This window comes from Actinoplanes nipponensis, from assembly GCF_016862275.1.
GTDB classification, from domain to species: Bacteria; Actinomycetota; Actinomycetes; order Mycobacteriales; family Micromonosporaceae; genus Actinoplanes; species Actinoplanes nipponensis.
In genome coordinates, this window is the sequence record NZ_BOMQ01000064.1 from 16,989 (window position 1) to 29,275 (window position 12,287).

The 12,287-nt window shown below is 72.1% G+C and carries 8 protein-coding genes; 4 read left to right on the plus strand and 4 right to left on the minus strand.

Going from position 1 to position 12,287, the window contains the following annotated elements:
• Window positions 1-83: 83 nt before the first annotated feature.
• On the minus strand, window positions 84-1,316 hold the full coding sequence (locus Ani05nite_RS28050; RefSeq protein ID WP_203773242.1) for a calcium-binding protein: 1,233 nt from the start codon (window positions 1,314-1,316) through the stop codon (window positions 84-86).
• 317 nt (window positions 1,317-1,633) lie between these two features.
• Here Ani05nite_RS28050 and Ani05nite_RS28055 point away from each other — a divergent pair, with 317 nt between their 5' ends.
• A complete protein-coding gene (locus tag Ani05nite_RS28055) occupies window positions 1,634-6,400 on the plus strand; it encodes an ExeM/NucH family extracellular endonuclease (protein WP_239130691.1) in 4,767 nt (1,588 codons plus the stop codon).
• A gap of 115 nt (window positions 6,401-6,515) precedes the next feature.
• Here the strand turns inward: Ani05nite_RS28055 and Ani05nite_RS28060 are convergent, their stop codons facing one another.
• Window positions 6,516-6,944 carry a hypothetical protein gene (locus tag Ani05nite_RS28060; RefSeq protein WP_203773244.1) on the minus strand — a complete coding sequence of 143 codons (429 nt, stop codon included), beginning with the start codon at window positions 6,942-6,944 and terminating at the stop codon, window positions 6,516-6,518.
• A gap of 387 nt (window positions 6,945-7,331) precedes the next feature.
• On the opposite strand from Ani05nite_RS28060, the gene Ani05nite_RS28065 reads away from it, so the two are divergent.
• Both Ani05nite_RS28065 and Ani05nite_RS28070 read left to right on the plus strand, forming a co-directional pair.
• Complete coding sequence (locus Ani05nite_RS28065) at window positions 7,332-8,081, plus strand: sugar phosphate isomerase/epimerase family protein (protein WP_203773246.1); 750 nt, start codon at window positions 7,332-7,334, stop codon at window positions 8,079-8,081.
• A complete protein-coding gene (locus tag Ani05nite_RS28070) occupies window positions 8,078-9,178 on the plus strand; it encodes a Gfo/Idh/MocA family protein (protein ID WP_203773248.1) in 1,101 nt (366 codons plus the stop codon). The genes Ani05nite_RS28065 and Ani05nite_RS28070 overlap by 4 nt, the downstream gene beginning before the upstream one ends.
• On the opposite strand, the gene Ani05nite_RS28075 is transcribed toward Ani05nite_RS28070, so the two are convergent.
• On the minus strand, window positions 9,175-9,765 hold the full coding sequence (locus Ani05nite_RS28075) for a TetR/AcrR family transcriptional regulator (RefSeq protein WP_203773250.1): 591 nt from the start codon (window positions 9,763-9,765) through the stop codon (window positions 9,175-9,177). The two genes, Ani05nite_RS28070 and Ani05nite_RS28075, sit on opposite strands and share 4 nt — an antisense overlap.
• 152 nt (window positions 9,766-9,917) lie before the next feature.
• On the opposite strand from Ani05nite_RS28075, the gene Ani05nite_RS28080 reads away from it, so the two are divergent.
• Window positions 9,918-11,309: an FAD-binding oxidoreductase gene (locus tag Ani05nite_RS28080; protein WP_203773252.1), complete on the plus strand. Its 1,392-nt coding sequence runs from the start codon at window positions 9,918-9,920 to the stop codon at window positions 11,307-11,309.
• Between the two features lie 6 nt (window positions 11,310-11,315).
• Here the strand turns inward: Ani05nite_RS28080 and Ani05nite_RS28085 are convergent, their stop codons facing one another.
• Window positions 11,316-12,149, minus strand: coding sequence for a hypothetical protein (locus Ani05nite_RS28085; RefSeq protein WP_203773254.1), 834 nt, complete (start codon window positions 12,147-12,149; stop codon window positions 11,316-11,318).
• Window positions 12,150-12,287 lie beyond the last annotated feature (138 nt).

Genomic DNA, 12,287 nt, shown 5'->3' on the forward strand with positions numbered 1-12,287 from the left:
TTACCTCGTGGATATCACAAGAAGACGGCCCGGTCCGGGCGGCATCACGCCGCCCCGACCGGGCCGTCCCCCTTCGCTTGCCGTTACTGAGCCGCCACCCGAGCGGCCGCCGCCCGAGCCTGCGCCGCCCGAGCCTCCGAGGACCGCAGCGCCGCCTCGATCCGGGCCGCACCACCGTTCGGAGCCACGGCCGACGCGCGCGCCAGCGCCGAGGCCGGCATGCTCTCGCAGTTGCTGGTCGTACCCGCGGCCATCACCAGGCAGTAGTCGCCCTCGGCAGTGGTGTTGGCGCCGCCGTCGAGCCGGTCCAGCGCCGAGTCGCTGCCGGCCTGGACGCCGCCGACGAAGTCCTCGCCGACCAGGATGTCGTCGCCGGCGTTGCCGGCGATCGTGTCGTTGCCCGCCCGGCCGATGAGGGCGTCCTCGCCGTCGCCGCCGGCCATCACGTCGTTGCCGGCCTCGCCGTAGATCTCGTCCACACCGGCGTCGCCGGCGAGCGTGTCGTTGCCGGCGTCGCCGTAGACGGTGTCGTTGCCGGCCGCGCCGGAGACGCGGTCGTTGCCCGCTTCGCCGAAGATCGTGTCGTTGCCCACACCGCCGGCCACGACGTCGTTGCCGGCGCCGCCGGCGATGATGTCGTTGCCCGCGTCGCCGGCGATGCTGTCGATGTCGGCCCCGCCGACCAGCGTGTCGTTGCCGGCCGCGCCGACGATCCGGTCGGCGCCCGAGCCGCCGAGGATCTCGTCGTTGCCGGCCTCGCCGTAGACCTTGTCGGCGCCGGAGCCCGCGTCGACGCGGTCGTTGCCGGCGCCGGCGGAGATCTGGTCGTTGCCGGTGCCGCCGAACAGCGTGTCGATGCCCGCCTTACCGGACAGCTTGTCGTTGCCGGAGCCGCCCTGGAGCTGCTCGTTGGCGGAGCCGCCGGTCAGCGTGTCGTTGCCGGACCCGCCGTCGGCGAGCAGGTAGACGGAGGTCTTGTTGGTGACCCAGTCGTTCTTGTCGCCCAGCGCGACGCTGAGCCGCGACGTCTTCTTCGACGTCGTGCACTTGACCTTCGTCTTGTCGCCCTTGACGGCCTTGCAGCCCTTGCCGGCCTTGATGGCCACCTTGTCGTCGAGCGTGACCGTGCGGCCCGAGATGGTGATGGTGAGGCCGTTGCTCTTGCCCATCAGGGCGTTGAACTGGACGCCGGACGAGCCGACGACCTTCGCCGCGCCCGCGGAAGCGGCCTGGGCCGGCATCGCGAACAGGGCGGTCGAGGCGACAGCGGCGGCGGTGAAGCCGGCCGCCGTCAGAGCGCGGTGGAACAGGAACATGCAGAAACCCCCGTGTCGGGCATGCGTTGCCATGATCGGGCGCGACTATACGTGAGCCGCGCTCGCACTGAGACGGGCCATCGGCGAAACCGGCCACACCAGAACGCACATTCACCGTCATCTCGCCCATTCATCGACGGTGCACACGTGCCCTATGCCTGTTCGTTACCTTAACGAGCGTTGATCGTCATTGGACCTGCTTACGCTGCGGCGCACCAAGGTCCTCGGAAGGATAAAACTCAATGCGTCGATCTATGCCCACGGCCGGGGTCGTACAACGATCCCGGTCAGGGCGTCACGCTCTCGGTGCCGCGGTCGTGGCTACCGCTCTCGGCCTGAGCTTCGCCGGTCCCGTGCACGCCGCGGAAGTCGCGGCGGCGCCATTCATCAGCGAAATTCACTATGACAATGCCGGCGCCGACAGCGGTGAGGCCATCGAGATCGACGCGCCCGCCGGTTTCGACCTGACCGGCTGGCAGATCGTGCTCTACAACGGGGGCAACGGGGCGCCGTACTCGACGCTCACGCTGAGCGGGCCGGTGCCGGCAGCCGGCGTGGTCGTGCAGACGTACGCCGTGAACGGCATCCAGAACGGCGCACCCGACGGCGTGGCCCTGGTGGACGCGGCCGGCAAGGTGACCGAGTTCCTCACGTACGAGGGCACGTTCGCCGCCACCAGCGGTCCGGCCGGCGGGACCACCGGGGTGGACATCGGTGTCGCCGAGGGCGACAGCACCACCGCGGCCGACTCGCTGCAGAAGATCGACGGGGTGTGGAAGGCGCCGGCGGCCAACAGCTTCGGCCGGCGCAACGCCGCGGCGCCGGACCCGGATCCCGATCCGGAGCCGACCCCGGGCTGCACCGTCGCGACCGACCACACCATCGCCGACGTGCAGGGCACCGGGGCGGCCACTCCGCTGGCCGGCACCCGGGTCACCGTCGAGGGTGTCGTCACGGCCGACCACCGCACCGGCGGCTACAACGGCATCTACGTGCAGACCGCCGGCAGCGGCGGGGACCGCGCGGTCGCCGCGGGTACGGCCTCCGACGGCGTCTTCGTCTTCCTGCCCACCGGCACCGCCCCCGCGGTGGCCGTGGGTGACCTGGTCCGCGTCAGCGGCACGGCCAACGAGTTCAACGGCTTCACCCAGGTGAGCATCGCGGCGAAGTCCGACGTGCAGGTCTGCGCGCACGACGCGCCGCTGCCGGCGCCCGTGCCGCTGGGCCTGCCGCTCGCCGACGACGCCCGCGAGTCCGCCGAGGGCATGCTGGTCGCCCCGGTCGGGGCGTACACGGTCTCCGACGTCTACAACACCAACCGGTACGGCGAGATCGTCCTGGCCGCCGGCAACCACCCGGCCCGCGTGCCCACCGACGTGGCCCGTCCCGGCACCGAGGCCGCGGCCCAGGTCAAGGCGGCCAACAAGCTCGGCCGGATCCTGCTCGACGACGGCCGGACCACCAACCTCGCCTCGGCCGGCCTCGCGCCGCCGTACCTGTCGAAGAGCGACCCGGTCCGCGTCGGCGACACGGTCGAGGCGTTCGGCCCGTCCGTGCTCGCCTTCGGGTTCAACGAGTGGCGTCTGCAGCCGACCACCCCGGTCGACGCGGACACCCCGGCCGTCTCGCGCACGCGCTTCAAGGACAGCAACCCGCGCACCGCGGCGCCGGCCGAGGTCGGCGGGGACATCCGGCTGGCCAGCTTCAACGTGCTGAACTACTTCGTCCACTTCGGTGGCGAGGCGCGCGGCGCCGCCGACGCGGCCGCGCTGGCGAAGCAGCAGGCGAAGATCGTCTCGGCGATCACCGCGCTCGACGCCGACGTGGTCGCGCTGATGGAGATCGAGAACTCGGTCCGGTTCGAGGCGAACGACCCGCAGCTGGCGCTGAAGACGCTGGTCGGCGCGCTCAACGCGGTCGACGGCGCGGGCACCTGGGACTACGTGCGGTCCCCGGCCGAGCTGCCGGCCCCGGCCCAGCAGGACCTCATCACCACGGCGATCATCTTCAAGCCGGCCGCGGTGACCCCGAAGGGCGCGGCCCGGTCGGTCAACGACGAGACGGTGTGGTCCAACGCCCGCGAGCCGATCGCCCAGACGTTCACCTCGGGCGCGGTCACGTTCACGGTCGTGGCCAACCACTTCAAGTCCAAGAGCGCCTCGACGCCGCCGAGCGGCGACAACGTCGACAGCGGTGACGGGCAGGGTCCGTACAACGGCGACCGGGTCCGGCAGGCGAACTCGCTGGCCGCCTTCGTCGACCAGCTGAAGACCGGCAGCGGCAGCGACAAGGTGCTGCTGCTCGGCGACTTCAACGCGTACACGCAGGAGGACCCGCTGCAGGCCCTGTACGACAAGGGCTTCACGGACGTGCACACCACCGGCGCGCCCGGCAAGTACTCGTACGTCTTCGGCGGCGAGGCCGGCTCGCTCGACCACGGCCTGGCCACCGCCTCGCTGGCGGAGCGGGTCACCGGGGTCGACATCTGGAACATCAACTCGGTCGAGTCGTACGCCTACGAGTACGACGTCTACGCGCCGTTCTACGACGCCGGGCCGTACCGGGCCAGCGACCACGACCCGGTCGTGATCGGCCTGGAGACCGGGCTCACCGCGCCGGTGGACCTGCAGTTGCTGACCAGCAACGACTTCCACGGCCGGCTGGAGTCCCCGGCGACCGTCAACGGCCAGGCCGTCGGCGGCGCGGCGCAGCTCGTCGGCCTGGTCGACCAGCTGCGGGCGGCCAACCCGAACACCGCCTGGGTCTCGGCCGGTGACAACATCGGGGCGTCGACGTTCATCTCCGCGATCGACGCGGACAACCCGACCCTGGACGCGCTGAACGCCGGCGGCCTGGCCGTCTCGGCGGTCGGCAACCACGAGTTCGACAAGGGGCTGGCCGACCTGCTGGGCCGGGTCGAGGACCGGGCCGAGTTCCCGTACCTGGCGGCGAACGTCTACAAGGACGACAAGCGGGTGCTGCCCGGCTACTCGGTGCAGACGCTGGGCGGTGTCCGGGTCGGCTACATCGGCGTGGTGACCGCGCAGACCGGCTCGCTGGTCAGCCCGGACGGCATCGCCGGGGTGCAGTTCCGCGACCCGGTGGCCGAGGCGAACAAGCTGGCGACCGAGCTGTCGGACGGCAACGACGCCAACGGCGAGGCCGACGTGCTGGTGCTGCTCGCGCACGAGGGCGCCGCCACCGAGAACATCGGTTCCGCGGCCCAGCTGGCCGCCGACCCGGTGTTCGGTGACTTCACCCGGGTGAGCGCCGAGATCGACGCCATCTTCAGCGGCCACACCCACCAGCCGTACGCCTTCCAGGTGCCGGTCCCCGGCACCGCCCGGACCCGCCCGGTGATCCAGGCCGAGGACTACGGCGAAAAGCTCGGCCAGGCGGTTCTCACCTACGACCCGGCGACCAGGTCGGTCACCGCGTCCACCGCCGAGCTGCTCCCGGTCGTCGGGGCGACGCCGAACGCCAAGGTCGCGGAGATCGTGGCCGCCGCCAAGGCGAAGGCCGCCGAGCTCGGCAAGCAGCCGCTCGGCAAGATCACCGCGGACATCCTGCGGGGCTACACCAACGGCACCGAGAACCGCGGCATCGAGTCGGTGATGGGCAACTTCATCGCCGACGTCCAGCTGGACCAGACCCGCGAGGCGGGTCGCGGCGGCGCGCAGCTCGCGCTGATGAACCCGGGCGGCCTGCGGGCCGACCTCAAGTACGGCGCCGACGGCACGATCACCTACGCGGACGCGTTCGCGGTCCAGCCGTTCGCCAACGACGTGGTGACCCAGACGCTCACGGGCGCCCAGATCAAGCAGGCGCTCGAGGAGCAGTGGCAGCCGGACGGCGCGTCCCGGCCGGTGCTGCACCTGGGCGTGTCGAAGGGGCTCACCTACTCCTACGACGACAAGCAGCCCCGCGGGCAGCGGATCATCGCCGCCTCGCTGAAGCTCGACGGGGTCACGCTGAACCCGACGGGCGCCTACCGGGTCACGACGAACTCGTTCCTCGCGGCCGGCGGCGACAACTTCGCCGCCCTGGGCCAGGGCACCGACCGGCGCACGACCGGCGACAACGACCTCACCATGCTGGTCAACTACTTCGTCGGGCACACCCCGGTCACCGCCGACCCGCAGCCGCGGTCCACCGCCGGTGTCCTGGACGCCACCGCGCCGACCGGCACGTTCACGGCCGGCCCGACGGCGATCTGGCCCGGCCAGGCGGTGACGCTGACGCAGACCGCGCTCGGCGACGACGTGAGCGCGCCGGCGTCGATCCGCCGGGTCGTCACCTGGGGCGACGGCAGCGCGCCGCAGACCCTGGCGGCCGGCACGACCACCGCGGCCCACACGTACGCGAAGGTGGGCAGCTATCCCGTCTCGGTGGCGCTGACCGACGAGGCCGGCAACACCGCGGCCGCCGCGCTGACCGGGTCGTCCACGGTGGTCGTCGCGGCCCAGCCCGGCCGGTACGCCCTGGACAGGAGCTCCGTGTGGGCGAGCCAGTCGGTCAAGCTCAGCCTCAGCGGCCTGAGCGGCGCGACCAAGGTGTCCGTGGCCTGGGGCGACGGCGCGACCACGGTGATGTCGGCCAACACCGGCAGCGCGGCGCACGTCTACCCGAAGGCCGGCACGTTCACGGTCAAGGTGACCCCGTTCAACGCGGCCGGAGCCGGCACGCCGGTCCCGGTCGGCACGGTCAAGGTCACCCGGGACACCGTCAAGCCGGTCGTGACCCTCAGCGTGCCGAAGAGCCCGGCCAAGACGTCGTCCTGGTCGAAGGTCACCGGTACGGCGACCGACAAGGGCGTCGGGGTGGCCCGGGTCCGGGTGAAGCTCATCGAGCAGCGCAACGGCAAGTGGTACTACTACACCGGCCGCACCTGGGTGAAGACCACCTCGAAGAGCAAGGCGTCGGCCAAGGCCACGGTGATCACCGTGACGCCGACCGCCCGGGGCGCCTGGAGCGCCGGCATCCGGGGCGTCAAGAAGGGCACCCTGACGGTCTCCTACTGGGCCTCCGACAGGGTCGGTAACACCTCGGCCGGCAAGAGCTACACCCAGAAGATCACCAGGTAACCCGTACCGGAACACGAAGGCCCCCACCCGGTAGGGTGGGGGCCTTTTCCGTGCGCGCCGGCCCGCGGGGATCCGCGGGCCGGCGACATTTCCGGAGGATCAGATGGTGCTGGGGTCAGCGACGCGGGCCCTGGTTCCAGTGGCCGCCGCCGTTGTTGTCGTTGTTCCAGTCGTGGCCGCCACCGTGGTGGCCGTGACCGTTGTTCCAGTCGTTGTCGTTGTTCCAGTTCCAGTCGCGCTCCACCTTGAGGCGGTAGATGCTCCGGAAGCCGTGGCGCACGCGCTCGCACCGGAAACGGTCCCAGCGGTCGAAACGCTTCCCGATCAGGCCGACCCGGATGCACTGGCCACGGGTGCGGTAGTAGCCCTGGACCCACTCGCGGTCGCGGTCCCGGTGCGCCTGCGCGCCCTGCTGGGTGCTCTGCGTGGCGGTCGTGGCTCCCTGGGCGGTCGACGAGGACGCCGCCGCGGGGCCGGCGCTGAACGTCAGGCCGGCGACCATCGCCAGTCCGGTCATGGCCAGCATGCGTGTTGCCTTACTCATGGAACCACCTTTTCTCGGCAGGTTTATTGCTAGATCCACAGAATCATGATCTGTTGCCCGATTTGTGGATCTACGAGCGCATTAACCCGATTAGGTGAAGTTCCGCGTCGCCGGCATACCGGCGACAAACCCAGAGGCGGTTTTGCCCCCCGATTAATCCCCCGAACGGGCGGACAGCGCTCAACCAGCGGGCATCGACCCTCATCCTTTCGGTCGATAAGGACGCTCTCGTACCCATTTGCCGGGCGAGTATTCGCCGCTTATCGCCGCGGAATAGGAAGGCCGGAAATCCGTTGGCTACCGCTTGGTTTCAATGATCAAGAGAGCGCTCTCTAGCGCTGATTTTGACCAGGTGGTAGAAAACATGGAGACCGCTTGGAGGTAGCCATGAGCAAGCTTTCCGTCCAGCTGTACTCAGTCCGGGACGCCTTCGCCCACGACCCCACCGGCACCCTCGGCCGCCTCGCCGAGCTCGGCTTCACCCAGGTCGAGCCGTACGGGGTGCGGGAGAACCTCACCGTGCTGCGCACCGCCCTGCCCGACCACGGCCTGACCGCCCCGACCGCCCACGCCAAGCTCCTCGGCCCGGGCATCGACCAGTCCGCGGTGTTCGCGGCGGCCGCCGAGCTCGGCATCGGCACCGTCATTGAGCCGATGGTGAAGCCGGAGCGCTGGCAGCACACAACCGACATCGCCGCCACCGCCGCGGCCCTCAACGACGCCGCCGAGGTGGCCGCCGAGCACGGCGTCGTCGCCGGCTACCACAACCACTTCTGGGAGCTGACGTCCCGGATCGGCGACCGGACCGCCCTCGAGGTCCTCGCCGACCGGCTCGACCCCGCCGTGGTGCTCGAGGTGGACACCTACTGGGCCACGGCCGGCGGCGCGGAGGCGCCGGCCCTGCTGCGCCGCCTGGGCGACCGGGTCCGGGCCATCCACGTCAAGGACGGTCACCTAGCCACCGACGGCTCCGGGCAGGTTCCGGCCGGTCAGGGCCGGGTCCCGGTACGCCAGGTGCTGGCCGCGGCCCCGCAGGCGCTGCGCGTGGTCGAGTTCGACCACTTCGCCGGGGACATCTTCGCCGGGCTCGCGGCAAGTCTCGCGTTCCTGCGGGACGCCGAGGAGACGACCCGGTGAGCGCCGCAGCGGTCCGCGTCGGCGTCATCGGCGCGGGCACCATCAGCGACACGTACCTGCGCAACCTCACCAGCTTCCCGGACCTGGACGTCCGCATGGTCGCCGACCTGGATGTCGCGCGGGCCGCGGCGCAGGCCGCGAAGCACGGCGTCCCCGCTTCCGGTACGGCCCAGCAGCTGCTCGACGATCCGGGCGTCGAGCTGGTCGTCAACCTGACCATCCCGGCCGCCCACGTCGACGTCGGCCTCGCCGCGCTGGAGGCCGGCAAGCACGTCTGGGCCGAGAAGCCGCTGGCCCTGGACCGTCCGTCCGCCCGCAAACTCCTCGACCGGGCCCGCGAGCTGGGCCTGCGGGTGGCCAGCGCACCGGACACCGTGCTCGGCGCCGGACTGCAGACCGCCCGGCGGGCGATCGACGCCGGCGGCATCGGCGAGCCCCGGACCGCGCTGGCCCTGTTCCAGTCGCCCGGCCCGGAAAGCTGGCACCCTGCCCCGGAGTTCCTCTTCCAGGCCGGCGGCGGCCCGCTGCTGGACATGGGCCCGTACTACCTGACGGCGCTGGTGCATCTGCTCGGACCGATCGGCCGGGTCACCGCGACCGGCGGCCGGGCCCGGGACACCCGGGTGATCGGCTCCGGGCCCCGCGCCGGCACGGAATTCCCGGTCACCGTCCCCACCACGGTCACGGCCCTGCTGGAGTTCCTCCGCGGCGGCTCCGCCCAGGTGGTGCTGACCTTCGACTCGGCGCTGCCCCGGACCACCCTCGAGATCGCCGGGACGCTCGGCACCGCCGTACTGCCGGATCCGAACCGTTTCGACGGCCCGACGCTGATCCATCCGCTCGCCGGCGGGGAGCCTCGGGAACTGGCCGCCCGGGGCCACCCGGCCTCGCGTGGCACCGGTGTCCTGGAGCTGGCCCGGGCGATCCGGGCCGGGACGCCGGAACGTGCCCCGGGCGTGCTCGCCTATCACGTGCTCGACGCGATGCAGTCCATCGAGGAGTCGATCGCCGACCGGCGGCCGGTGATCGTGCACAGCACGGCCGAGACCCCGCCCGCCCTGCCGGCCGACTGGGACCCCTACGCCCGGACCCGCTAGTCGAGCGGGACGGTCAGCAGATCCCGCAGGTAGAAGCGCAGCGCGCCGACCAGGTCGACCGCACCGCCGTTGGACAGCCACTGCACCTGCAGGCCGTCCATCAGGGCAACCAGGTTGAGGCCCGCGAGCTCAGGGTCGACGCCGGGCCGCAGCTCCTGCCGCTCGGCCAGCACCCGCAACGAGGCGACCGCGTAGTCCCGGGCCATCCGGTAGTGCCGCTCGAAGTAGTCGTGCGCGGGATGATCCGCCGCGACCGCTTCGGCGGCCAGCCGGGCGTACACGTCGACGATGCCGGGATGGCGCACGTTGTACTCGGCCAGCGCGACCAGGTGGGCCAGCGCCTCCCGGCCGGGCGGCACCGCCAGGCGCTCGCGCTCGGTGTCCTGCGCGTCCCGGCGTTCCAGCACGGCGGCGAGCAGCGACTCCTTGGTCGGGAAGTAGTACAGCAGGCCGGCGTGGGTGATGCCGACGCGGCGGGCGATCTCGCGCAGGGAGGAGCCGTGGTAGCCGGCTTCCGCGTACACGGCGACGGCCGTCGTGATGATGTCCTCGCGACGGATCCGGCCCTTGAGGTAACCCCCGGTCACGTGGCCATCATGCCGCACGCTCCTGCCCCCAGCGGCCGCCGTCCACCAGCGCCGGCGGTGGGCCCGTCGTAGGGTCGGGTCATGTCCACGATCGCCCGCCGCCACGCCGTTGCCCCGTCCCCGGCGCCGCCGAAGTTGCCGGCCGGGCCGGCATGAGCGGCGGCCTCGCGGCGGATCTGCCGGGCCTCGACCTGGTCGTCGACCCGGACGTGCTCGACTCGCTCAGCCACGACGACGCCGAGTGGGCCCCCGCCGGCCGGCCGGTCGGCGCGGTCCGCGCCCGGACCACCGAGGAGGTGAGCCTGGTCGTCGCGGCCTGCGCGGCCCGCGGCATCCCGGTCGTCGCGCGCGGCGCGGGCACCGGCCTGTCCGGCGGGGCCAACGCGGTCGACGGTGGCCTCATCCTGGATCTGACCCGGATGAACAAGATCCTCCGGATCGACCCGGACAACATGATCGCGGTGGTGCAGCCGGGCGTGGTCAACGACGACCTGAAGGCGGCCGTGGCGGCGCACGGCCTGTGGTACCCGCCGGATCCCGCGAGCGCGCCCTGGTCGACCATCGGCGGCAACGTCGCCACGAACGCGGGCGGCCTGTGCTGCCTGAAATACGGCGTGACCCGCGACTACGTGCTCGGCCTGCAGGCCGTCGTGGGCGGCCCGGCCGGCACCTACGGTACGGCGGTACGCCTGGGCCACCGCACCACCAAGGGCGTGGCCGGCTACGACCTGGTCAGCCTGTTCGTCGGCGCGGAGGGGACGCTGGGTGTCGTCACCGAGGTCACCCTGCGGCTGCGGCCGGCCCGCGCGGCTGCCCCCCGTACCGTGGTCGGGGCCTTCCCCAGCATCGTCGCCGCCGGCGACGCGGTCGCCGCGACCACCCGCCGGGGTCTGTTGCCGGCGGCGCTCGAACTGCTCGACCGGGCCTGCCTGCAAGCGGTCGAGGAGTGGAAACACCTGGGCCTGTCGGCGACGGCGGAAGCGCTGCTGCTGGCGCAGATCGACACGCCGGGCGAGTCCGGTCAGGCCGAGGCGGACGCGCTGGCCCAGGTCTTCCGCGACGCGGGCGCGCAGTGGGCCGAGCAGTCGACGGACGAGTTCGAGGCGGAGGCGCTGTTCGCGGCGCGCCGGCTGGCGTATCCGGCGATGGAGCGCCTCGGCCCGGTGCTGACCGAGGACGTGTGCGTGCCCCGGTCGGCCGTGCCGGCGATGCTGGCGTCGATCGAGGAGATCGCGGCGCGGCACGGGGTCACGATCGCGACGATCGCGCACGCGGGCGACGGCAACCTGCACCCCCTGATGCGCACGCCGGTGGGCGATGACGCGGCCCGGGAGGCGGCACAGGCGGCGTTCGAGGAGATCCTGGCGGCGGCCATCGCTCTGGACGGTACGGTCACCGGTGAGCACGGGGTGGGCCTGCTGAAGCGGCGCGGGATGCGGCAGGAGCTGGCGCCGCCGGTGCTGGCGATGATGCAGGCGGTGAAGCAGACGCTGGATCCGCGGAACCTGTTCAACCCGGGCAAGGTGACCGGCGACCCGGACTGACGCGGGTCAGTTGCGGGCGACTGTCACGGAGGAGACGCCGCTGGTGGCGTCGATGTCGAAGCGGTCGGTCGCGGTTTCCCAGCCGGGCGGCGTGTAGACCGATCCGCCGGCCACTCCCGTCCTGGTCTGGCCGTCGACCGTGACCTCCCCGGCCCCGCTCTTGGTGGCGACCCGCACGGGCGCGGATCCGGTGAGGTTGACGAGCAGCCGGCTGGCGCCGCCGCCCAACGCCACCCGCTGGGTGCCGCGACCGGCCGGCAGCGAGACCTCGGCCCGGCTGGTGCCGGCTGAGAAGTCGACGTCGCCGCCGGGTCCACCCCTGAGGTCCACACCCTGGTCGCTGGCGCCACCGGCGAGTCGCACCGTCCAGCGCACATCGTCGCTGAGCACCACGGTGATCAGCGCGGGCCCGGTGAGCCCGGTGTCCCGCAACCCGGCGACGACCGTGGCCCCGTTGACGTCCACCTTCGGCACGACCTTGGATCCCGCCGGCGTGGAGACCTCGAACAGATCGGTGCCGAGGTCGCCGACGCGAACCCGGACCACATCGGCGCTGTGCACCAGCGAGAAGGCAGCGGGCTTACCGCCGGCCGCGGCGACGTTGCCGCCCCGGACGACGTGGTCGGGCTCGCTCGGGGCGGCCTGGCCGATGCCCGGCAACCCGAGACCGGTGCCGGAGCCGGGCCAGGTGGGCGTCGGCCCGGGTCCACCCGGCGACACCTCGGGCACGACGTACCGGGGCTGATGGGCCGGGTTGTAGTCCCGGCCACCGTCGTCAGCGGCCGAACACCCGGCCAGCAGGCCCACCGTCACGACGAACGCGCCAACCCGGACAATCACGTCCACCTATTACCCACCGCCTCGGCCGGCTACACGATCCCGCCTCGGACTCCATCACGCCGGCACGGCAGCTCGCTACCCCGGACCGGTGGGTGGACACAGAAAAGGCCCACACCATCTCTGGTGTGGGCCTTTCCC